The 23,369-nt window shown below is 59.1% G+C and carries 19 protein-coding genes and 1 pseudogene; 10 read left to right on the top strand and 10 right to left on the bottom strand.

Annotated elements, in window-relative coordinates:
* The 4 genes from MWN76_RS07660 to MWN76_RS07645 all read right to left on the bottom strand — a co-directional run bounded on the left by MWN76_RS07660 (position 1) and on the right by MWN76_RS07645 (position 5,282).
* Positions 1 to 1,638, bottom strand: a complete 1,638-nt coding sequence (locus MWN76_RS07660; RefSeq protein WP_250460763.1) for a PepSY-associated TM helix domain-containing protein — start codon at positions 1,636 to 1,638, stop codon at positions 1 to 3.
* Positions 1,635 to 1,943 carry a DUF3649 domain-containing protein gene (locus MWN76_RS07655; RefSeq protein WP_250460762.1) on the bottom strand — a complete coding sequence of 103 codons (309 nt, stop codon included), beginning with the start codon at positions 1,941 to 1,943 and terminating at the stop codon, positions 1,635 to 1,637. The genes MWN76_RS07660 and MWN76_RS07655 overlap by 4 nt, the downstream gene beginning before the upstream one ends.
* A gap of 75 nt (positions 1,944 to 2,018) precedes the next feature.
* Positions 2,019 to 3,980, bottom strand: a complete 1,962-nt coding sequence (locus MWN76_RS07650) for a TonB-dependent receptor domain-containing protein (protein ID WP_250460760.1) — start codon at positions 3,978 to 3,980, stop codon at positions 2,019 to 2,021.
* Between the two features lie 393 nt (positions 3,981 to 4,373).
* Positions 4,374 to 5,282, bottom strand: coding sequence for an AraC family transcriptional regulator (locus MWN76_RS07645; protein ID WP_250460759.1), 909 nt, complete (start codon positions 5,280 to 5,282; stop codon positions 4,374 to 4,376).
* A 129-nt stretch (positions 5,283 to 5,411) separates the two neighbouring features.
* Between MWN76_RS07645 and MWN76_RS07640 the strand changes: the two genes are divergently transcribed.
* Positions 5,412 to 6,176 carry an SDR family NAD(P)-dependent oxidoreductase gene (locus MWN76_RS07640; RefSeq protein WP_250460758.1) on the top strand — a complete coding sequence of 255 codons (765 nt, stop codon included), beginning with the start codon at positions 5,412 to 5,414 and terminating at the stop codon, positions 6,174 to 6,176.
* A gap of 55 nt (positions 6,177 to 6,231) precedes the next feature.
* Here the strand turns inward: MWN76_RS07640 and MWN76_RS07635 are convergent, their stop codons facing one another.
* Positions 6,232 to 8,589 carry a penicillin acylase family protein gene (locus MWN76_RS07635; RefSeq protein ID WP_250460757.1) on the bottom strand — a complete coding sequence of 786 codons (2,358 nt, stop codon included), beginning with the start codon at positions 8,587 to 8,589 and terminating at the stop codon, positions 6,232 to 6,234.
* Positions 8,590 to 8,844: 255 nt separating this feature from the next.
* On the opposite strand from MWN76_RS07635, the gene MWN76_RS07630 reads away from it, so the two are divergent.
* The 8 genes from MWN76_RS07630 (at position 8,845) to gap (ending at position 19,629) form a co-directional block, all read left to right on the top strand.
* A complete protein-coding gene (locus tag MWN76_RS07630; RefSeq protein WP_250460756.1) occupies positions 8,845 to 11,502 on the top strand; it encodes a TonB-dependent receptor in 2,658 nt (885 codons plus the stop codon).
* Between the two features lie 225 nt (positions 11,503 to 11,727).
* Positions 11,728 to 13,020 (top strand): ergothioneine biosynthesis protein EgtB, encoded by a 1,293-nt coding sequence (gene egtB / locus MWN76_RS07625; RefSeq protein WP_250460755.1) that lies wholly within the window; start codon positions 11,728 to 11,730, stop codon positions 13,018 to 13,020.
* 2 nt (positions 13,021 to 13,022) lie between these two features.
* Positions 13,023 to 13,985: an L-histidine N(alpha)-methyltransferase gene (egtD, locus tag MWN76_RS07620; protein WP_250461095.1), complete on the top strand. Its 963-nt coding sequence runs from the start codon at positions 13,023 to 13,025 to the stop codon at positions 13,983 to 13,985.
* Complete coding sequence (locus MWN76_RS07615; RefSeq protein WP_250460754.1) at positions 13,969 to 14,490, top strand: DUF411 domain-containing protein; 522 nt, start codon at positions 13,969 to 13,971, stop codon at positions 14,488 to 14,490. Before egtD ends, MWN76_RS07615 begins: the two co-directional genes overlap by 17 nt.
* 295 nt (positions 14,491 to 14,785) lie before the next feature.
* Entirely contained in the window at positions 14,786 to 16,078 is a 1,293-nt protein-coding gene (locus MWN76_RS07610; RefSeq protein ID WP_250460753.1) for a hypothetical protein, read from the top strand.
* A 165-nt stretch (positions 16,079 to 16,243) separates the two neighbouring features.
* The gene (locus MWN76_RS07605) at positions 16,244 to 17,221 is read left to right on the top strand and encodes a hydrolase (protein WP_250460752.1); all 978 of its coding nucleotides are present in this window, start codon (positions 16,244 to 16,246) and stop codon (positions 17,219 to 17,221) included.
* Positions 17,222 to 17,706: 485 nt separating this feature from the next.
* On the top strand, positions 17,707 to 18,465 hold the full coding sequence (locus MWN76_RS07600) for an OmpW/AlkL family protein (RefSeq protein WP_250460750.1): 759 nt from the start codon (positions 17,707 to 17,709) through the stop codon (positions 18,463 to 18,465).
* A gap of 165 nt (positions 18,466 to 18,630) precedes the next feature.
* On the top strand, positions 18,631 to 19,629 hold the full coding sequence (gene gap, locus MWN76_RS07595; RefSeq protein ID WP_250460748.1) for a type I glyceraldehyde-3-phosphate dehydrogenase: 999 nt from the start codon (positions 18,631 to 18,633) through the stop codon (positions 19,627 to 19,629).
* 188 nt (positions 19,630 to 19,817) lie between these two features.
* Here the strand turns inward: gap and MWN76_RS07590 are convergent, their stop codons facing one another.
* From MWN76_RS07590 to MWN76_RS07580, 5 genes and pseudogenes are all read right to left on the bottom strand, one after another.
* Entirely contained in the window at positions 19,818 to 20,306 is a 489-nt protein-coding gene (locus MWN76_RS07590) for a Crp/Fnr family transcriptional regulator (protein ID WP_250460746.1), read from the bottom strand.
* Between the two features lie 304 nt (positions 20,307 to 20,610).
* Positions 20,611 to 21,021, bottom strand: a complete 411-nt coding sequence (locus MWN76_RS07585; protein WP_250460744.1) for a low affinity iron permease family protein — start codon at positions 21,019 to 21,021, stop codon at positions 20,611 to 20,613.
* 110 nt (positions 21,022 to 21,131) lie between these two features.
* Positions 21,132 to 21,377: pseudogene (locus MWN76_RS21285) on the bottom strand (putative PEP-binding protein); the annotation flags it as partial.
* Entirely contained in the window at positions 21,374 to 21,472 is a 99-nt protein-coding gene (locus tag MWN76_RS21280; protein ID WP_425606606.1) for a PEP-utilizing enzyme, read from the bottom strand. The pseudogene MWN76_RS21285 and the gene MWN76_RS21280, both read right to left, overlap by 4 nt.
* Positions 21,473 to 21,508: 36 nt before the next feature.
* Positions 21,509 to 22,156, bottom strand: coding sequence for a PEP/pyruvate-binding domain-containing protein (locus tag MWN76_RS07580; protein ID WP_250460742.1), 648 nt, complete (start codon positions 22,154 to 22,156; stop codon positions 21,509 to 21,511).
* Between the two features lie 215 nt (positions 22,157 to 22,371).
* Between MWN76_RS07580 and MWN76_RS07575 the strand changes: the two genes are divergently transcribed.
* Complete coding sequence (locus tag MWN76_RS07575; RefSeq protein WP_250460740.1) at positions 22,372 to 23,361, top strand: universal stress protein; 990 nt, start codon at positions 22,372 to 22,374, stop codon at positions 23,359 to 23,361.
* Positions 23,362 to 23,369: the final 8 nt, after the last annotated feature.

The following is a 23,369-nucleotide window of genomic DNA, read 5'->3' as shown; positions in this document are numbered from 1 at the left end:
CTATCCCTCCGCCGCGACGGCGCGACTACCGATTCCGTTCGAGCGGTAGGCTCGCCGGTAGCCATAGATTGCCAAAAGGCCGAAGGCGATCGCGACGGCGATTGCCGACAGATCGAAACCCGCCAGCACCCGGTCGCCATTGGCCAGGCTGATTCCCAGGTGCCGGTTGCTGGTCACGGCATTGACCAACGGCACAAGACTCCAGGCCGTCGCCGCCAGTAGGAGCAGTCCCCGCCAGATTCTCTCCAGCGGGCGCAGCCAGGTGTAGGCAAAGGTCAGCATCCAGGCCAGGAACAGGCAGTGCATCTCCCAGTCGGCCCGTTCGGACCAGTGGGCGGGAATCAGGCGATTTGCACAGAAATAGGCCGCGATACCGATGGGAAGCCCGACAAGGACCGCTGCGTAGAAACGCTCCACGGCAGCGAAGGATTGTCGGTCTCTTGCCTGCCGCTTCCTGAGCCAGTAGATGGCACCGGTGCCGATCATACCGACACCGAGCAGACCGCTGAAGATGTAGAGCCAGCGCAGTCGCCAATCGGCGAACAGCCCCTCGTGCAGGGCGATCAGCGTTTTCTCCACGGACGCGGCGCCACCGTAGAGCTGGTTGCCACCCTCGAGCCGTTCGCCGGTGCTGGCTCGGTACAGGATCTTGTGCGGTTTGCCCCGATAGTGACCCGGCGTGGTCTCCGGCAGGTAGAAAGACAGGCGCGCATTTTTGTCGCCGGGGTAGAGCAGATACAGTTGTCCGATACTGGTTTTGGTCTCGGCCTGTGCCGCATGCAGCAGCGGAACCACCGGGACCATGTGCGCCGGCGTGCCGGTTTTCGGCTCCGCTTCTGCCTCGGGAAACGCTTCCCTGTAAAAGGTACGGGCCCCGTCTTCACCATACTGGGCGGTTACGATCGGGGTCATAAAAGTGACAGCGAAAAAGATCAGTCCGCTGTAGACGATCATCAGCTGAAACGGCAGTGACATCACGCTGGTGATATTGTGCAGGTCGAGCCAGGAGCGGGAGCTCCTGAACAGCCGCAGTGTGAAAAAATCGCGGAAGATTTTCCGGTGAATGATGACACCGCTAACCAGGCCCACCAGCATCAGCAGGGTGCACAGCCCCACAATCCAGTAGGCCGCGGTTTCCGGCAGGTAGTGCAGTTTCCAGTGAAGGCGATAGAGTGCCTCGCCCCCGCCTGTGTGACGGGGCCGGATCCATTGCGGCTCGCCGTCCGCGAACGACAGGTATTCCGCGCGCCGCTCCGGTCGATGCCCATCGGGCCGCCGGGGTGGTTGCCATTCGATCCAGGTATTGCCGTTTCGCCCGGTGGGCAGGATCACGCCCCACCAGATGGCATCCTGGATTGCCAGTGCGTGCAGGCGCCTGAACCCCAGCTCCACCAGCTCCGCCTGGGTGACGGTGATACGGCCGCCGGCAGAGGGTGCGCTGAAAATCGTTTGTGTCGGATCGCTCGCACTGGCCTGGCGGTCCATTGCCAGTGGCCGCTCTGGTTCCATCCAGCGGTCGATTTCGTAGTGGAAGTAGCCGACGGTTCCGGTGAGGAAAATAAAGAACATCATCGCGCTGAACAGGATCCCGGCCCAGCGATGCAGCTGCGCCATGGCAGCGCGAAACCTCGTCTTCATACCTGCCCTCCCGCTCGCAGCGACAGTATCAGCGCGTCGATGGCGCCGCAGCCGAGGGCAGGGAGCAGCAGGCCAATCCAGGCCCGCCAGTGCGTCCGGGCGCAGAAGGTCCACAAGAACGCAGCCGTATAGACAGTGAAGCTGAACAGCAGGGCCACCAGGGTAGTCTGCGCGCGATCGACTGCCAGCAGCAGGGCGAGCAACAGGGGCAGGGCGATACTGAGGGCGTAGCCGCCCGCCAGCGCGGCCAGGCAGCGGGATATGATATCCAGCGGTAAAGGCGTATGCGGCAATCGGGCCGGCATGCGTATCTCCCGGGAAGCAATGGAAAAGCGCGGGGCAGGGACCACCGCGCTATCGATTTCGGGTACCGCCGGTGCTCAGAGGCGCATGCCGATACTCAGGCGAAGATCCCGACCGGGCGCCGGGTAGCCGATGATGCCGGAGCCGGGGTAGACACTGCGGAAATCCTCCACACTGCCGTGATCCAGGTACTGGTCGTCCAGCAGGTTCTTTACCGTCAGCGTCAGGCTCAGCCCATCCACCGCACCCGGTTGCCAGTGCGCGTAGATGTCGTGCACATCGTAGCCCGGCTTATCGATTGCCGCCCCGGCAGATTCCACGTAGATATCGTTCCTGTCCTGCACGACAGTGGCGATCCAGCCGATATCCAGCGTGGACGTCAGCCGATAGGAGGTATCGATGTTCAACGTATCCCCGGTCGAAGTACCCAGATATCCATAGGAGTAGCGGGTCAGCTCCTCGCCGTCGATCTCGGCGCTGGTATCGAGAAAACTCCACTTGGAGAAAAGGCGCTCGCCCCGGTAAGCGAAGCCGAGTGTGTAACCTTCGGATTCCAGGTCGCCGAGGTTTTCGTAGTGCCTGGACCAGGGCACCGCATTGCCGATGGCATCTTCGATGGTGGTATCGTGCAGACCGGCGGAAAGCAGGAAACGACCGATTTCGTAATCCACACCCAGCTCGAAGTTCTTTGCGCGCTCGGCTTCGAGATCCGGGTCATTGGTGGTGCCGAACAGCTTGAACCCGTCATTGGTTTCCACACCGCGCAGCGATTCTGCATAGCCGCCGCTGAATGTCAGGCTGTTGGTGGCGCTGTAGGAAAAGCCCAGGTTGGGGCTGAAACCGTCTTCGGCAAAGCGATTGCCCTCCTTGTCCTCGGCCTCGAAGTCATCGAAACGTGTGCCGAAGGTCAGCAGCAGCCTGTCGGTGGGCCGATAGTCGTCCTGCACGAAGAAACCCAGGACTTCACTGGTTTCCAGGAAAGGGTCGGCAGCGCCCGCCTCGCCGGCGAGGACCTCGTCATCGCGGTAGTCGATACCGTATTGGACAGTGTGGCTCGCCACTTCACTGGTATTGCCGATGGTGAAGCCGGTGGTTTCCACCGAGCTCATGTAGTTGTCCGAGGGGCGGTAGATTTCGAAATCGGTCCGGTACAGGCTGGTGCTGACAGAGACCAAGCCGCTGTCCGGTTTGTCCCACTCGTATTTCAGTGTGCTGGTCGCGCGATCGAATTCGAGACGGCGCAGCGGGTTGCGCGGTCCTTCGCTCCATTCCGGGCGTTGCAGTTTCAGGCCTTCCTCGGCCAGCTTCTCGTGGCTCAGGCTGGCCTTGTGGCCACTCTCGAAATCTCCCACCAGCTTGAGGAATGACAGTTCCTGCTTCGAGTTGCTGCCGGTGAGCTCATCGCCGTTGCCGTCTTCCATATTGTCCTGGTCGGAATTCACGAAGCTGCCCATGGCACCAAAGGTGTCATTGAAGCGGCCGTACACCGTTGCACTGTTCTTGGTCCCTTCGCTGTTGGAGAAGTAACCGGTTTTCAGCAGTGCGCCCAGATTCTCATCGCCCAGCAGATCGTCCGGGTCCTTGGTTTCGAACTTGATTGCGCCGCCCAGTGCGCCCGGGCCGCTGGTGGCATCGCCGGCGCCGACCTGGACATGTACCTGTTTCAGCAACTCCGGCTCAATGGTGATGCGGCCGGTGTGGTGATAGGTGACACCGGATTGGGTGGCTCCGTCCACACTGATATTCAATGTGTCCTCACCCAGGTTGCGTACGTAGATTTTCTGCGCGGCGCCGACAGAGCCGCCGACTAGCACCGATGTCACGCCAGAGAAAATATCGTCCAGGTCATTGGCCTGCCTGCGGTTCAGGTCCCCGGCGTCGAGCAGGCTGTCTACCGGCTGACCGATGACGACCACTTCTTCCGTCAGTTCTTCGTTTTCTTTCCTTTCAGCGGTTTCGGCCAGGGCGCCGCCGGGAGCGAGAGCGGTGGTCAGGGCCAGGGGGCTGAGGTAGGTAGCGGGTTTCAGCAGGCATTGCATCGGGATTACTTCCTTTTAATTAAGCGTAAGGCGAAGCATTATCATTTACATTGGCCTATCTGTAAACAATCGTGCCGACCCTTGAGCCGGGAATGGGCAGCGGCCGGGAGGGCGGGTGTGGTGGAGGGGGAAGCGCGGGGCCGACAGGAGATCGCGAGCAATGGGTACCCGGTTGATCCGGGTATTTCACCAGGCGTACGCTGAATACTAAGCGGCCTGGTGAAATATCCGGGCTAGTGGTCCATGCGGAAAGTTCGGTCACTAAGGAACACAGCCAAAGTGTTCAGATCAAGGCGAGAAAGCGTAGGAATAGTGGTTCTATTTTAGGCTTTCTCAACGCAGAGCTGGACGCTTTGGCGAAGCGAACAGCTACACAACTTTCCGTATGGACTACTAGTGTGACCTTTTCGAGGTTAGTCCAAGGCGCCTCGATAGAGTGTCCCGTTTCGGGGGTAGGCCATAGAAACGCGCATAGTCACGGGAAAACTGGGCCGCACTTTCATAACCCACTGCAAAGGCTGTGCCGGTGACATTGTCGGCCCCGGCATCAAGAATTCGTCTGGCCTCCACGAGGCGCAACTGCTTCTGGTACTGGATGGGCGTGACCCGCGTCAGCGCCTTGAAGTGACGATGGAACGAGGTAAGGCTCATTCCGGCTGCCGCAGCCAGATCCTCCACCCGCATGGCTGTCGCAAAGTCCCTGCGCAGAATTGCCAAAGCCCGCTCTATACGGCTGGAAGCGCCGTCTGGCCTGACAAGAGCACGAAGTTCCGCCCCGGTATCCCCCTTGAGTAGCCAAAAGCTCAGTTCCCGCAGCAGACCCGGATAGAGGACCGATAGCGAATCCGGCGTCTCGAGCAAACGCGCCAGCCGCGTCAGGCAATCGATAATCTCCGGTCCCAACACGTGGACAGATAATCCCGTGTTGGCAGAGGCGGTCTTTTCCTCGACGGGATCGAGCATGGCCGCCACTTCGCGCAATACCGCCACGTCCAGCTCGACGGAAATACCAAGGAACGGCCGCTTGACACTGGCACGCGTAATCACGCCCTTGGCGAGGAGAGACACGCTGACCAGCAGCGCCTCGCCCTCGGCATAATCAAGCACTTGTTCGCCGAGCCAAACCTGCTTGGCTCCCTCGACGACAACACCCAGTGCGGGGCGATAGATGGCGTAGTCAGGCAATTTCTGCGCTGCTGCGCGGCCAATCACCATGCCTGGAACCGGCGTTTGGAAGATGCCAAAACCTTGATCCCGGTGAGACAGATAGCGCTTCAGGGCATTTTTCAGATCGGTGAGCATTCCGCCTCCTTTAACGCATCTTCTTGCAATTGGCAGTATTTGGCAAAAAAATCGCACTCACCGACAAGCGACAGACACCGGTTCGTAGGATTATCCCCATTCCTCCAACAACTGAGCGGATCAGCAATCATGCCTAACAATCCCAAAATTGCGCTCATCACCGGCGGAAGCCGCGGGCTTGGCCGGAACACTGCACTGCATCTGGCGCGTCGTGGCGTCGATGTCATCGTGACCTACCAGACGAGCGAAGCGGCGGCGCAGGCCCTCGTCGAAGAGTGCCACTCAATTGATCGCCGCGCCGTCGCACTGCCCTACGATGCCAACCACATTGCCGGGATAGACGAATTCGTCGCTGCCGTGCAGCAGGCTCTCGCAACGACTTGGAATACCGATCGGTTCGACTTTCTCGTCAACAATGCCGGGGTCCATGCGCCGGCCCCGTTCGGGGAAATCACCGAAGCCGACTTCGATCGCCTCTCGAATATTCACTTCAAGAGCGTCCTGTTCCTTACGCAAAAACTCTTGCCGCTGCTCAAGGATGGTGGCCGCATCGTCAATGTATCCACCAGCATGACACGCCACGCCAATGCTGGAAGTGCCGCCTATGCCTCGATGAAGGGAGCCCTTGAAGTGCTAACGCGCTATATGGCAGTGGAACTTGGGCCGCGTGGTATTTCGGTGAATACGATCGCTCCAGGTCCGGTTGCCACAGATTTCTTTGGCGGGGCGGTGCGCGATGTCCCGGAGGTTCAGGAATTTGTCACCGCCAATACCTCTCTGGGAAGAGCTGGCGTGGCCGATGACATCGGGCTTTTCATTACCTCGCTCTTGTCCGAAGATAGTCGCTGGCTCAACGGGCAACGGATCGAAGTCTCGGGTGGCTTCTTCCTCTAGCCCGGATATTTCACCAGGGGCCACGATGATCGCGCCCCCTGATGCAATATCCGGGCTATCGGAGCTGGATTTCGTAACGGGTCTCCCCCTCCGCCATCGGCGAGGGATTACCCTTTACCCAATCCTCATGGCCGTTGCCGAAAAAGGGCGACAGCGGGTGTGCGCTCTGTCCGGTGGCCATATGGAAGATGGCGTTCTCCTCGCGACCCGGTGCCACCACCATGCGCTCGGAAGCGCCGCTGTCCGGCGACTGGACACGCGGCATATGGGTATCGCCGGAAAGCGGTTCTGCCGGCATTGCGGTAAACCAGTTGACCGCGGATAGCGCGCGGCCCAGGGGGTGGCGAATCTCTGCGGTATTCTGTTCGCCCCAGGTCTGCTCCGCCAGTGGCAGGCCGCCCTCAGCCATCTTCGCCAGCACTTCATCCAGCGCCGACAATTTCAGGGACTGCCAGGATTCGAACTCCGGGTTGCGCAGGTTTTCGGGCTCGCGGCTGGCCATCTCCCAGATGGCGTATTCGATCTGGCGGTTCACCGAGCCCAGCGAAAAGTCCTTATCAAAGCCCCGCATATAGGTCAGCAGTGGCGCGGTGGCGTATTCCATGAATTTCAGGCGGTAGTTCCGCACGATGCGGTAGCCGACAGAATCCGCGTTGGCGCGCGCGCCCCAGTTTTCGACCTGAGCGCGTATATCGCGATAGGAATCCCTGCCCGCAAGTAATGCCAGCAGGTGCTGCTGCCAACGCTGCAGGAAGACGGCGCGGTCGTCGAGCTGGATATCCAGCAGATCCTGTTCGCTGAATTGGTCGCGCCTGAACAGGTCGTCGCGAATCTGCTGCTGGCGTGCGCCCAGGGCGTAGCCCTGGTTGCCCATGATGCGCAGGAATTCCCCATCCATGGTGCGGGCGTTCGCCGTCCAGATACGGTGGGAAGGCGGGTCGTATACCCGGGGCTGCTCATCCACCGACAGATAGCCGTCCCAGTAGTTGTCGCCATCGGCCCAGGAAACGGAACGACTGCCGTCAAACCCTACCCGTCGCGGAATGGCGCCGCCGACGGTCCAGCCGATATGGCCCCGGCTGTCGCCCACCACCAGGTTCTGGTGCGGAATGCCCAGTGTCGGGCCGAGATCCAGCGCTTCCCTGGCGGTCTCCACTGTTTCCATACGCAGCAGATTCAGGTTGCCGCCCTCGACATCGTGCGCGACCCAGCGGTAGGCCAGGGGCCTGCCGTTGTGATCTTCGGCGACCACCGGCCCCCAGATGGTTTTGCGCACCGCCAGTGTTTCCGGGGCGGCGCCCTTGACCGCAATGGTCTCCTCGGCGCTCTCAAATGCACGCCAGCCGTCGGGCGTGCGGTACTGGCTACCGTCTTCGTTCAATTCCAGCGGGATCAGGTCGCTCCAGTCGCCGCCGGTGTTGGTGAAGCCCCAGGCTACCTTGCCGTTGCTGCCCACCACGGCGATGGGGCCGCCCGGCAGGGTGGCGCCACGCAGGTAGCGTTCGGTTCCGGGGATTTTCCAGGCGGCCCGGTACCAGATGTTGGGTACGTTCAGGCCCAGGTGCATATCATCGGCGACTATGGCCGCACCGTGTTCGGTCAGGGCGCCGCCGACAACCCAGTTATTGCTACCGACGATATGATCTTCACTGGCCATGGGTTGGTAGGCGAGCGACTGGTCCGCCTCCAGCAGTGAGGCGATATTCGTCTGTGGCAGGGTCACCGGACCGCGGGCTTTCCCGATTAGCGGTGCATCCCAGCTGCCGCCAGCGGGAAAGAAGAAATGGTAGAGGTCCTCCGGCAACAGGTCCGCCAGCGCGGTGTCCCGAAATTCATATTTGCCGTTGGGACTCTGCAGGGTCAGGTACATACTGAAGATGGTCAGCATGCTGTCCGCGGCGGTCCAGGGCTGTGGTTCGGTGCCGAGCAGGGCATACTCCCAGGGTTTTGCGCCGAGCTGTTCTAGGCCGTAGTTCACCCCCTCGACATACCGGCTCAGCAGTTGCCGCTGGGCGCGGGGCAGGGCGGCCACATTGCGCTCCGCCCGCTGCCGGAACTGGTGCACCCGCACGCGGCGATCGTGTTTCAACGCCGCATTGCCCACCAACGCCGAAAGCTCCCCGGCGGAATTGCGCCGCAGCAGGTCCATCTGGAAGAAGCGCTCCTGGGCGTGCAGGAAGCCCAGCGCAAAGGCGCTGCTGTCGCGGCTTTCCGATTCGATCAGTGCCACGCCCCGGGTATCGCGGCGGATGGTCGCCGGCACCTGTAACACGCCCGTCTCCAGGTCGCCTTCCAGAATCGGCAGACTCTGGCGCAGCCAGATCCAGGCGGCCACCAGCGCAATCAACACGAGTGCCGCGGCCCCCGGCAACAGGCGTAAAATCAGGCGGGGAATGGACGATTGTCGGGACATGGTCATTTTCGCTTTGTCATTATTGTCATTGGTACAGATCGTGAGTTTAACAGCGTCGATTTGCACCAAAATAGTTACCCGAGGACAAGCTCTGGTCACAAATTTGGATTTTAAGTGGAACAGAATGCCATTACAGTCTCGAAAATGAATTAGACGCCCCTTAGAACTGACCAGTCATCGGAAAAAAGTCATAACAGGGTTTCCAATCTGCCGGTTGAATCGTAAGATGGCGCCCAATAACAAAAAATAAATCCATTGAACATCACGCTTTTCTATAACAACAAACGCGAGGACGCGATGATTCACGACGCCGATCAGACCGGGAAAACCCGGCATTTCACCCTGTCCATTCTCTCCGGTGCCATTGCCTTTGCCACAGCGCTCAGTGCCACGACTACCACGGCGGCTGAAATCGAGGAGGTGGTGGTAACCGCGCAGAAACGCTCGGAAAACCTCCAGGATGTCCCCATTGCCATCTCCGCCTTTACCGGCGACAACATGAAGGCCATGGGCGTAAAGAACCTTACCGACCTGGGTAAATTTACCCCCGGCGTCGAGATGAACAACGATACGCCACTGCAGCCGACCTACAGCATTCGCGGTATCCAGACCGGCGATTTCACCGTCGGCTCCGACCCGGCAGTGGCCGTCTATGTGGACGGCGTCTACACCGGCCGCGGCGCCGGCGCCGAGGTGCCGCTGGCAGATATCGAGCGGGTGGAGGTGCTGAAAGGCCCGCAGGGCACCCTGTTTGGCCGCAATGCCACCGGCGGCGCCATCCATATCATTTCCAGGAAACCCCAGGCGGACGACACCACGGAACTGAGCCTGACCGCCGGCAATTACGGCCGCCAGTCGTCAGACCTGATACTGAACCGCCAGCTGTCCGAAAATTTGTACGGCCGTTTTACCGCGTCCACCAACCGCCGCGACTCCTATGCGGACAACCTGGCCGGCGGTTTCGAGGCCGGCAACCAGGATACCCAGACCTACCGCGCCTCGCTGCTGTGGGAACCCAGCGCCGATACTGAGGTTCTCTGGCGCGCCGACTACGGCGTTATGGACCAGGGCAGCGCGCTGCGCACCTCGATCGTCCCGACCCTGCAGCAAATGGACGGCGGCACCGATGTCTTCGGCGACTACGCCCTGGATACGCCTACCATTGAGGACCGCGATTCCTGGGGATCCTCGCTGACGGTTACCAGCGATTTCGAGGACTTCACTTTCACCTCCATCACCGCTTACCGCGGTTTCGATGCGCACCTGCAGCAGGATGAGGACGGTACCGCCAACCCGAACTATATGTTCGGTTCCGCGAACTTCGACGACCAGACCCAGTTCTCGCAGGAATTCCGCCTGAACGGTGCCAGTGACACCCTGAAGTGGACTGTCGGCGCTTCCTATTCCCGCGAGGAACTGGAGCATGACACCGACGCCTACTTCACATCCGGTTCGCTGGAGTCGTTTGCCGTTTACGAAGGTGTGAAAGCCAACCCCGCCTTTGCCGACCTCTCCACCACCGAGCAGGAAGACCAGGCCGCCCAATTGCGGGCCGCCATGGCGGCCGGGGCCATCCCGACCATGCCGGAAGGCTCCGCGGTAGCGTCATTTGTTTACGACCTGATGGTACAGTCCGGCCAGGCCGATCAACTGCTGGCGATGTTCGGGGCCCCGGACTTTATCAACGCCAGCATGCTGGATCGCGACCAGATGATCCAGCAACTGATGGCGGGCATCGCCCCTTGGGTGATGGCCGATACGCCCTGGAACGAGACGGTAACCAATACCGGTGACTACCGCTCCGCAGCCATTTACGGCGACGTTACCTGGAGCCTGACCGATAAGATGGACCTGACCGTCGGCGCACGCTACACCGCCGACGAGAAGGACTTCACCATCGAGAGTTCCTACCAGAATACATTGCCCGTCGCACTGGCCGGTGGAATGGTCGACGTCTACGGAGAAGATGGCAGCGTTATTGCGCAATTGCCGCTGCCGTCGGTCGCCTCCTGTGAGAGCACCGAAAGCCCGGTCTGTATTCCAGCACAGCGTTTCGGCATGGCGTTCAACAATAACGGTATTGCCGATCTGTACCAGGAACTCGACGACTCCTGGAGTGACGTGTCCGGCCGTATCGTGCTGGATTACCGCTGGAACGATGACGTAATGACCTTCATCTCGCTGGCGGACGGCTTCAAGGCCGGCGGCTTCAACAGTTTCAGCGCCGCGCCGGGCATCGACCCGTCCTTTGACCAGGAAGACGTGGTCAACCTGGAGCTGGGCCTGAAAAGCAGCCTGTTCGACAACCGCGTGAAGTTCAACGCATCTGTCTTCAGCTACGAGTACGACAACCTGCAGCAGCTGGACCTGGTGGGTGCGCCCATCCCCAACTACTACCTGCGCAATGCCGATGCCGAAGGCCAGGGTGCCGAAATCGAGTTGCAGTGGGCCGCCACCGACAACCTGTTTATCGCCGGTAACTACTCCTACCTGGATACCGAGTACACCCGCTACCAGATCATCGAGGCGATCGGTGAAACGGAAGAGGAAGACTCCCGTGTAGGCCAGCCGCGCGTCTCCACCCCGGAGAACAAGTTCAATATCCTGGCCGAGTACACCATCCCGATGAACTCCGGCTCGGACTTTGTACTGCGTGCGGACTACAACTGGACCGACGAGCGTATCGGCTCCATCAGCGACCCGACCCGCGTCATCGACGACTACCAGTTGCTGAACCTGCGCGCCGGCTGGAACAGTGCCTCCGACCGCTACTCCGCGGCCCTGTGGGTACAGAATGCCAGCGACGAGGAGATCGCCGGTGGTTACGGCGGCACCGGTGCCGCCATCGGCGCCAGCCCCGCGTGGCGTTTCATGCCTCGCATGTACGGTGCCGATTTTACCGTGCGTTTCTAGGTCGTTTACGACAGCAGGCAACAAAAGGGTCGGCACCGTCGGCCCTTTTTGTGATGCAGGTCGCGGCTCCCGACGGAATCCTTCGGCTGGCCCCGGACAGAGACCCGGCCGCCTTGCCAAGAAGGAAAAATTGCCGCCAATTAGTCCCGGGCCACTGGCAATTTCATGGGAATCCCACCAAAACTGCGTATCATCAGTTGAAATGCAACGCAGTCGGCAAGTGCCATGGTATTACTGGCGGGAGAGGTAGACACCGAAGTCCGTGCAGAACTCCTCGCGCGCTACAGGCGAATCCGGGGAGAGACCGAGCAGTTGGTGGACCCGCTTTCCGCGGAAGACCTGCAGCTGCAGTCGATGCCGGATGCCAGCCCCGGCAAGTGGCACCTGGCCCACACCAGCTGGTTTTTTGAAACCTTCCTGCTGCGCCCCCACCTGACCGGCTATCGGCAGTTTGATCCGGCGTTCCAGCAACTCTTCAACTCCTATTACAACAGTCTCGGCACGCCCTTCAGCAGGCCGCAGCGGGGGCTTCTGTCCCGGCCGGACCTGGACACCGTATTCGCCTACCGGGACAGTATCGATCGCCATATGGCGGAGCTCCTGTCCGCACCTCACTGGAGGCCGGAGCTGGAATACCTGCTGACGCTGGGCCTCAACCACGAGCAGCAACACCAGGAATTGCTGCTGACGGACATCAAGCACGCCTTCTCCATCAACCCTATTGCACCGGCTTACTGCAACAGCGAAGACGATACCGACGACGGGGATTCCTTCCCCGGAGAAATGCGCTGGCTGGATATCGCCGGCGGTATCTACAGTATCGGCAGCGAAGGCGAGCACTTTTATTTCGACAACGAAAGTCCTGCTCATCGCCAGTTGCTGGGGGATTTCCGTATTGCCTCGCGCCTGGTGAGCAACAGTGAATACCTGGAGTTTATCCAGGACGGCGGTTACCGCGAACCGCGGCTCTGGCTTTCCGACGGCTGGTCGTGGCTGCAGAAAGCGGGAGCCCGGCATCCTCTCTACTGGCGGGAAAGGGAAGGGTACTGGTACCAGTTTACGCTCGCCGGATTGCAGCCGCTGCGGGGAGCGGAACCCGCCTGCCACCTGAATTTCTATGAGGCCGATGCCTTTGCCACCTGGGCCGGCCGTCGGCTGGCCACTGAATTCGAGTGGGAAGTGGCCGCCTGCCTGCTGCGCCGGCCCGATCAATTGGCCGGTGCCAACCTGTTGGAAAAACGCCTCTTTCGGCCCGCCGCCGCGGCGGCGGGTGAAACCCAGTTTCTCGGCGATCTCTGGGAGTGGACTTCCAGCGCCTACGAGCCCTATCCGGGCTTCCGTGCCAGCGACGACGCAGTGGGTGAGTACAATGGCAAGTTCATGTGCAACCAGAAGGTTCTGCGCGGTGGCTCCTGTGTGACGCCGGCGGATCATATCCGTATGAGCTACCGCAATTTCTTCTACCCGCACCAGGCGTGGCAGTTTACCGGAATCCGTTTGGCAGGAGACGCAGTGTGAATATGGCACTTTCGCCGGTTGGCGAGGAAAAATTTGCGGATACGCCATTCCGCGACGACGTATTGGAAGGCCTGCGTCGGGAACAGAAATGCCTGCCGTGTAAATACCTCTACGACGAAACCGGGTCGCGACTGTTCGAGCAGATCTGCGAGCTGGATGACTACTATGTGACCCGGACCGAGGCGGGCATTTTCGGGCAATACCTGGTGGAAATGGCCCGGTATATCGGCCCGGGGGCGGCAATTATCGAACCGGGGGCGGGAAACTGCGAGAAAGTCCGGCCCCTTTTGGCACAGCTGCAAGAGCCGGCGGCCTATATTCCCATCGATATTTCACCCGAGATACTGCTCGCGGCCAAAGCCGAAATTGAGCAGCAGCTGCCAGGCCTGTCGGTCGAAGCCGCCATTGGCGATTTTACCCGCGGGGACTGCTGGCCGACCACCGCTGCCTTCCCCTGCGCCAGGCGGGTGATCTTTTTCCCCGGCTCCACCATTGGCAATTTCGACCCACAGCAGGCCCGGGCACTGTTGTGCAGCTTCCGGTCCCGATTGGAACCCGGCGACGGCCTGTTGATTGGTACCGACCTGGTCAAGGACTCCGTGATACTGGAGCGGGCGTACCACGACAGCGCCCATGTCACGGAGAGGTTCAACAAGAATCTGCTGGTCCGGATCAACCGGGAGCTGGATGCGAATTTCGATCTGGCGCTCTTCGCCCACCGCAGCTTCTACCATACCCTGCGCCAGCGAGTCGAAATGCACCTGGTCAGCCTCAGGGCACAGGCGGTGAACATTGCTGGCCAGCGGATTGCCTTCCGCGAGGGGGAAACCATACACACGGAAAACAGCCACAAGTACTCCCTCGCCGGCTTCTCCGACCTGCTCCGGGACGCCGGGTTTTCCCCGCTGACCCACTGGAGCGATGCAAAACAGCACTATGCGATTCACTATGCGCAGGCCGACTGATCTACTGCTACTGCTGTCGTTGATCCTCTCCCTGGGCTCCCTGCATTCCCGGGCGGAAGAGGTGCAGCCCGCCAATGCCAGGAGCGGCGGGAGTCGCGAAGCGGGCTTGGCTGAACCTCTGTTGGTACACAAGGGGCCTTTCTGCTTCTGCTGCAAGAAATGGATCGCCCACCTGAATCGCGAAGGTATTGAGACCGAAGTCGACAATGCCACCAACATGAGTGAAATCAAGGGCCAGTGGGCTATTCCCGAGGGAATGCACAGCTGCCATACCGCGGTGCTCGATGGCAAATATGTATTCGAGGGCCATGTCCCCGCGCGCTTTATCCGCAAGTACCTCGGCAATCCGCCGGAGGGCAGCTACGGCCTGACGGTTCCCGGTATGCCGAAGGGAAGCCCCGGTATGTACGAGGGTAAGGATTTCAAACCCTACAATATCTACCTGTTGATGCGTGGCGGCGATTACCGCTTCTACGCACGAGTCGAAAAACCCGAATCGCAATAGCATCAGAATCACTATTTAAAATGCGGTTATCACCGTATTCCTCTTAGCCAGAATCTATTACCGCCAGAGACTGATTGTATTGGCGAACTCCACCGGCCTGTTCTATTAAGTTCTAGTCGCTCGCAGCTGTAGCGCCTTTCCTTGCGCTTGTGATGCCCGATTCAACAACAACAGCCATGTGGAGGAGTCTATGTCAGCAGATACCACATTTGTAACCTGGGCCCGCACCCTTTGTATATCTCTCATATTGTCGGGACCGGTATTCGCACAGGATAACGCCCCACCCAGCAGTTACATGCCGGTGGTGGATAGGGAGAGCTTCGACACCACCCTGAAAAGGATGCGCAACGAGAAGCCGGATATCCTGAAACGCCACGAAGCGCTGTTGAACGAGCGCTACGACCTGTCCAACAAGCCGATAAAAGGCGTCACCATGAGTGGCGGCAAGGCGGTGCAGGGAGGTGTTCGGGTCAGATTGCCCGACGACGCCAGCTGGGAGTCACTGGCGGCCATGTCCCCGGCCGAGATAAAGAGCAAGGGCCTCTGGCCGGAGGGTTTCTATCCACTGCCGCACCCGAACCACAATGAAGGCGGTATGCTGTTCCCACAGTTTCATATCGACGCCATCAAGGAACAGGAAAACCGCGACCTGACCCGCTTTGATCTGGATTTCGTACTGCCGGACACATTCCTGCCGGAGTTCCCGCCCCCGATCTACCTGACCACGCGACCCGACCTGGGGGACGTTTCCCAGGGCAAGGTGGTTACGCTGACGAATTTCTTCGACCTGTTCAACGGCATACTGAACCCCAAACAACTGGAGGGAATGCGCCTGCTGCTGACGCCTTTTCCCCAACAGCAGTTCAATGCCACCTGGGACCGGCGCTCGCTCAAACCGAGCATGGGCGTGTCCTGCCTGGACTGCCACGTCAACGGCCATACCAATGCGGCCACCCACCTGGTGGGAGATATCCGCCCGCAGAAACACCGGCACCGGATCGATACGCCCACGCTGCGCGGCGTCAATATCCAGCGCCTGTTCGGATCCCAGCGCGCCCTGAAAAGTGTCGAGGACTTTACCGAGTTTGAACAGCGCGCGGCCTATTTCGACGGCGATCCGGTGATTGCCACCAAGAAGGGCGTCAATATCCTGGAGCGGGGGAGCCAGGTCCATTTTATGGGTGAAGTCCAGGCCCTGTTCGATTTCCCCCCGGCACCAAAGCTGAACCTGCTCGGGCGTCTCGACAAGAGCAAGGCCAGCGAGCAGGAGCTGCGTGGCGAGGAGGTATTCTTTGGTAAGGGTCAGTGCGCGGAATGTCACGCGCCGCCGTATTTTACCGACAACCTGATGCACAACCTGCGCGCCGAGCGCTTTTTCAAGCCGAAGATGATCAATGGTCGCCTCGCCAGTGCCGATGGACCGATCAAGACCTTTCCCCTGCGCGGCATCAAGGATTCGCCACCCTACCTGCACGACGGACGCCTGATGACCCTCGACGATACCGTGGAATTCTTCAATATCGTACTGGGTACACAGCTGACCGAGCAGGAGAAAAAGGACCTGGTGGCCTATCTGTATACGCTTTAGTGATATCATGTTGCTGGTTGGTTGCGCCGCTGTAGCTGCTGCAGCGGCACGACTGATGGCGCAATTGATATAGTTGGCTAAGCTCGGGGCTGGGTGGGAGGGGCGCCTCTTCAGTTTTCCTGCCAAAGCCAGTATGGTGCCTGCTCAACCAGCTGGATCCGACGCATGACCGAGAAGTTCGCGCCCGCCATAGGTCTGGGCAACTGCCACCTTCAGACCATTTTCTCCCGTTTCGACCGCCCCAGGCCCTGGATTGCCACGGAATGCCAGTGGTATTACACCCTCGATGGCGACCGCCTGGGGCTGCACCTGCCGGCGCCACTGGAGGACGACCCCGAGCGCCCGCTGGTACTGATTCTGCACGGGCTGGAGGGTTCAGTCACCTCGCCCTATGCCCAGGGATTGATGGATATATTGATGCAACGCCATTTCCAGGTCGCGGTAATGCACTTCCGCGGCTGTGGCGGTATTCCGAATAAACTGCTGCGCGCCTACCACAGCGGCGACAGCGACGATCCGCGCTGGTTGGCGGGCGAACTTGCGAGGCAGTTGCCGAACACGCCGATGATGGCAGTTGGCTACTCCCTCGGCGGTAATGTACTGCTCAAATGGTTGGGCGAGGACGGTGAGAGCAGTCCACTCGCTGCTGCCGTTGCGGTTTCCGCTCCCATGGACCTGCACGCGTGCAGTCGCCGGATCAATACCGGCCTGTCGCGCTTCTACCAGCGCCACCTGCTGAAGAGCCTGAAGGCCAGCCTGCAGCAGAAGGCGCGCGACGTAGCTTTGGCCGACGCAATGCCCAACCTCAACGAGCCGCGCAACTTCAGCAGTTTCCGGCATTTCGATAACGCTTTCACCGCCCCTCTGCACGGCTTTCGCGATGTGGATGACTACTACACGCGCGCATCCAGCAAGCCACTTCTGGGGAAAATCGCGCGCCCGACATTAATCATTCACGCAGAGGACGATCCTTTCATCTGCCCCTCGGCAATTCCCGCGCCCTCGGAAGTCAGTCCCGCCGTGGAACTGGCCGTCAGCAAACACGGTGGACACGTGGGGTTTATCAGCGGCAGCCTGTGGCGCCCGGAATACTGGCTTGAAAAACGCATCCCGGACTTCCTGCAGGCCGCGAACGATCATTGAAAACAGACGCCATTCTCCGGGGGGCAATCTCCCGGTGGCACTTTCTCTGTCGCCTTACCTCCTCCTCCCTCCATTGGCGCAACAGTTCCCACTGTTCCGGTATTGGGAGGTTTTTGTGTTTGAAGCGTGCCGGTATTTTTTTACAAAAACCAATTCATTACTAGACTGTTGGTTACCGGTGCATTTTTTGTACAGGTCGATGGCTTGCCGAAGCGCAGATTTTTAGACCTAAATGACTCTCCATTGATTTCGGCGACATCTGTCTTGGAAAGCCACGGTCGTATAGGTGTCCCGGTTTGGCCGATCGTCGGAGTTGATCCAACGGCTACCTCTCCAGTTGCCAGTGGAAGGCCCGGCCCGGTATCCCGTCAAGATGTCCAGAAAGGGAGTTTTTTGTTGTGAAATTATCTAGGACTATCGTCGGACTCATCATGTCCAGTTGTTCAATGGCCGTTCTTGCCGGCGGCTCGGGATATCCCGCTCCGATGCCGGCAGCACCCGACAAGATCTATGGTGCAGGCACCGCCGTCGTCCGGATCGGTGGCTCCTACATCGATCCGATGTCGGATCGGATTACCCTGGCCAACGGCTTTACCGATCTCGCCAATTCGACAGTGGATCCCATCTACGGGGATGCTTTCCGTGCGACGGTCAACCCGAAGAGCGAGTGGGGTTGGAATATCACCGGCATGTGGATGCCGATTGATCACTGGGGCCTCGAACTGAGCTATACCCGCGGCAGCGAGCATCGCGGCCTTCGCCACGGCCATCGCGAGCGGATTGCGCCCTTCGATGTATCCGGTGTCCGCATCGGCCGTTTCGAGCCGGAAATCTCCGCGGCCACTGTCAACTGGTATCCGCTGGATCCCACTTGCCAGTTCCAGCCGTATATCGGTGTCGGTATCAATTACTCCGACTATCGCAAACAGCGCTTTACCCTGTTCAACCACCTGAGCCCGGAGGACCAGGCCATTGTGGACGAGCTGGGACTGGATGGGAGGTTCAACGTCGGCTATTCCTGGGGCCACACCTGGCAGATAGGCGCGGACTGGGTCTTTGGGCGCGACAGTAACTGGCTGGTCAATGCCGCCGCCATTTACACCGACTCCGAGACCGAGATCGGCTTCAATGTCACTGCCGATCCGGATGGCACCGGCGATACCCGGATCCTGGATTACTCCGGTGACTACCGCTACGATCCCTGGACTTTCAATATCGGTGTAGGCTACAAATTCAATTTGTGAGCCTGGTCGAGAGGATCGACGCAAGGGCGCTACGGCGCCCTTTTTGTATACGCTGGACTACAAACTGGAGAAAAATTTTCAAGGCGCGATCTGGATCCGGTGTTCCCAGCAAATAGCTACATAATTTCTATCCTTGAAAGAGGCAAACTAACGGTACCGAGAGTCATGAAACGCGTAGCCATCAATGGGCTCGGTCGTATTGGCCGATTATTATTACGCCGCTATCTACAAGGTGGGTACAAGCACTTCACTTTGGTAGCGGCCAACGAGCCGATGTCGACGGAAAACCTGCTCTATCTACTGAAATACGACTCGATACATGGCAGGTTAAATCGTGACATCTCTATCGAGCAGAGTCGTCTCTACATCGAAAACCTGGAACTCTCACTGTTTTCCGAGATGAACCCGGAGAAACTGCCCTGGGATGAAGAGCGTATTGATCTCGTAGTTGATTGCAGCGGACGCTTCACCAGACGCGCCGAAGCAGCAAAACATCTGCAAGCCGGTGCCAGTCGTGTACTGATCAGTGCGCCGGCCGCCGACGCGGACATCACCCTGGTAATGGGCGTCAATGAGACAGATTTTCAACCGGACCTGCACCATGTCATTTCCAACGCCTCCTGTACCACCAACTCCCTGGCACCGCCGCTGAAAGTACTGGACGACAATTTCGGTATAGAGCAGGCCAATGTCACCACCATTCACGCCTACACGGCCAGCCAGAGCGTGGTGGACCTGCCCGCGAGCAAGAACATTCGCGGCCGCGCAGCGGCCATCAATATGATTCCCACCGGCACAGGTGCCGATGCCGCCACCATCACCGTGATGCCGCAACTCAAGGATCGCCTCAGTGCACTGGCAGTCCGGGTACCGGTGGCGGACGGCTCGCTGACAGATATTTGCGTGCAGCTGAAAAACAGTGCCGATGCGGCACAGATCAATGCCGTGCTCAAGGCCGCCGCCGACGGCAAGATGCGCGGTATCCTCGCCTATAGCGAGGAGGAGCTGGTTTCTTCCGATATTATCGGCGATCCCCATTCAGGCATCGTGCACGGTCTCTCTACCCGCAGTCAGGGAAACCTGGCCAAGGTTCAGGTGTGGTACGACAACGAGTACGGATACGCCTGCCGCTGCCTGGACCTGCTAGAGCGGCTATTGCTGTAGTTACCGGTCCTGCGGGAAAAATCCGTGGCTCAAAGCAACCCGAACATCGAAGGCACAGTGGAACCGATCGGAGTCATCGCCGAAGTGCACGGCCCGGTAGCCATGATTCGCTGTGCCCGGTTACCACCACTGCGTCGCGCGCTGAAGACCAATAGCGACGGCCAAACCTATCTTTGTGGCCGACACTCTCAGCGGTTGTTCCTTCTCTGTTCCGCCACCGTCTGGATAAGATCCAGGATCCTTCGCGCCAGCTCCCGGGACAAGTTGATCAGCAGTACGCCAAAGTCCAATGGCATCTCGCAATGCATGGTATAAAACAGGTTGGTATCCACCTCCAGTATATGGCTCTCGCTGGCTGCTATCGTCGTTCCGGGCCAGGGCGTCAACGCGATCATGCTGACGAAACCTATGGCCTCTCCGAAATGGAAGTCGTATATATGCTCGACGTGATTGTTCAGTGCCTGGTAGTAGCCCAGTGAACCTCTGAGAACAATAAAAAAAGAACCCGAGGGCTCTCCGGCCCTGACCAATGTTTCGCCTTTGTGCAAGGCGTGAATACGTCCTTTCTTTATAAGATAAGTGATCGCCTCGTCGGTCAAGGCGCCGAATGCTGCAGCATCCTTGAAATGCTCGATACCAACTTCGTCCAGTAAAAAATCACCATCTAGCTGTCGCACAGCAGCCTTCCCATAAAATAATCACTGTTTCCGGAATTTCTTGCTAAAGTATGGGCCAATGGCGGCTGGCGCGCGCTGTCGGCTTTGAAATCGTCTCTGGGGGCATGCCGGAATACGCTCTGCTGGTCGAATCATGGTGTTTTCACCTAGTGTTGCCGGGCCAGTTACCCAAAAGTTGCGTAAACGGATGCCACAGACGCAGACACGAGCAAAAACGACAGGAAGCGCCATTTACATTTACCTGATGTCCGTCCGCCTTGCCGCGGAGTCCGTGCCGAGCTCTTCCCGAACCTGCTCCAGTGACTCAGGGCTCTGGTGTTCCGGTATCCTGCTGACCGCGCGCGAGCTCGTCCCTGGCCACGGTCGCCAGGCGTTCGTAGCGAAGCAGGAATTCCTGAAGATTGTTTTCATCGAGTTCCTCCAGATCGAGCAACGCATTGTGCGCCCCCCGCGTGGCACGAATCAGCTCGTCCAGTTTGATCTGGATCGCCTCGGTATCCCGGTTCTGAGTGTTTTGGATCAGAAATACCATCAGGAAAGTCACTGTGGTGGTAACCGTATTGATAATCAGCTGCCAGGTATTGCTGAAGGAGAATAGTGGGCCAGAAACCGCCCATAGCAGGATGATTCCCAGTGCTGCGACAAATATCCGCGGGCGCCCGCAGAAGCGTGCAGCGGATTTCGCCAGTTTTGAATACCAGGTGGTTGGATGCATATAATGTCCCTCAATACAGCCGGCCTGCCGCTGGAGCAGGCCGCTGTATAGTCATACTCAATGGTTCCGTTTCTCATGCCCGGATGCCGGCCGCGCGCGATAGCGGAAACCTTTTCAGTCGTTCGCAATAGCGCATCCGAGCTCAGGTTGATGGAGTCGATCCCGAGCTGTACCAGGTACTCGGCCGCCTCGGGATAATTCGATGGGGCCTCACCACAGATCCCCGCCGGTATCCCCTGGTTGTGCACGACCTCGACCGCCAGGCGCAACATCTCGGGCACGCCCGGGTCCCGTTCATCGAAATCAGAGGCGACAATATCGGAATCCCGATCGACACCGAGTACAAGCTGTGTCAGTTCGCTGGAAGGGTCACCGTCTCGCCGTCTTTCAGTTGACTCTGATCGCCAATACCCACTACGGCGGGAATACCGAATTCCCGCGCCCTGGACAATGCTGTCTCCCAGACCGAAGGCAGAATTGATGAATATCACGTCGCGATAGCCGTTTTCCATGCCAGCGTAAACATAACACCACTGGCGGCCAGATCCGCGCGCACCATCTTCATTACCACGATGGCCAGATAGACCTTGAAATGATCGAGTCCGTGATGTTCCCGGTAGCTGATAGCCCGCTCCGTGAACAGGGAGGCGAAGCAACTTCGACAGGCATCGAGCAGACCTTCCTTGTCGCCGATATTGAGGAACCTGTCGTACTGACCGGAAAAGATGGCATCGGGCAGGTCCTCTGCTGTGGCGGATCTTCGAACCGCAACGCGAAGCAGTGGACCATACTGCTCACAAAGCGCGACGTAGGAACTGACGATTTCTCTATCCAGTTCGTCCGGTAGCTCCGCCTCGTAGATGAGGGTGCACGCTTTTTCAGCAGCCCTGATCTCCTGGCCGTCACTTGACCCGGCATAATACCGCAGTAATTCACGCAGAGGCTTCCACGCATTGGCCTGGTCGAGAAGATCGCGGTAGGCCTCGACCGAAACCGCAAATCCCTTGGGAATACGGATTCCCCGGGGCACCAGAGACTGGTACATTTCACCCAAAGATGCAGATTTTCCACCGACGTCGGCGATATCATCCAGGCTTATTTCCTCGAGCCAGTGAATATAGGGACGGTCACCCATTGCGTATGATCTCGCTAAAATTGACTCTGCATTCAACCTGAGCTGGAGCGCGCGTTAGTATTCTTGACCATAGCTGAGCTAATCTATGCGCGTGTTACTGAATGTCTCGAAATATTAGGAAAACGCGAGACTGCGTTCGATAAAATAAGGCACCACTGTCCTTGTCGGCCAAGAATTGCAGATTTGCGCCAACCCGATCAGCCAGGGATTAACGCATGTCGTTCAAACATATCCTGTTGCCTCTCGATGGCTCCACCGTCGCGGAGGAAGCCATTGCCCATGCGGAGGCAATTGCCCATGCGGGCGGCGCGGAAATTCATCTTCTACATGTACAGAAGTCGCAAGCCCATGCCGCCGGGCACAGCATTGATCCTGTGGATTGGCGGTTGCGCCGCGCGGAGTTGCGCAGTTACTTGAATCATCTGGCCGAAGGCATTTCCGAACGGAACATTCCGGTAACGCTGTCAATCGTCGAGGGGCGCCCGGCCGAACAGATCGTCGAATTCTGCGAAGACCACAATATTGACCTGATTGTTTTTACCGCTTTCGGACGGGGCGGGCCCAGTCGCTTTGACTTCGGCAGCACTGCACACAAGGTTTTCAGCGGTGCTGGGTGCTCCTTTATGGTCGTGCGTCCCGGTCAGGCATCGGCAGCTACGAATGGGGCCGCCTACCGGCGGGTGCTGGTGTCAATGGACGGTTCGCCACGCTCCGAGTGGGTGGCATGCCAAGTCGCCTCCATGTTGCGGGGGCAGGCCGCAGAACTGATCCTACTGCAGGTAATTGCCGTGCCTGAAATGCCGCGCCGTATGCCCATTACCCGAGAGGAGCACGCCACGCGGGAAAAGTTTGTCGAATGCAATCGGCGAGCCGCGGAGGCATACCTGGAAGAGATGGCCCGCCAGCTGAGAAATGGAATTGAGATACGGCCGCTTCTGATGGTGGACCAGAATGTCGCTGAACGAATCTACGCGACGGCGGATCGGGAACAGGTAGACCTTATCGCAATGAGTGCCCACGATTGGCAGACGGGCGCCGAACAGTTTACCGGGACCTTGTGCCACACAGTGACCTGTCACAGCGAAAGGCCGGTTCTGGTCTTTCAGGACCTGCCGGAAAGCCAGTTACAGGCTCTGCGCTCCGGGGCCGAATTCTGCCAGATACGCCATCCCACACTGCCGGAAGATAACTCTACCCATCGATGAAACTACGA

It is taken from the genome of Microbulbifer litoralis (assembly GCF_023634065.1).
Taxonomy (GTDB): Bacteria; Pseudomonadota; Gammaproteobacteria; order Pseudomonadales; family Cellvibrionaceae; genus Microbulbifer; species Microbulbifer litoralis.
This window is presented reverse-complemented; position numbering and strand designations above follow the sequence as displayed.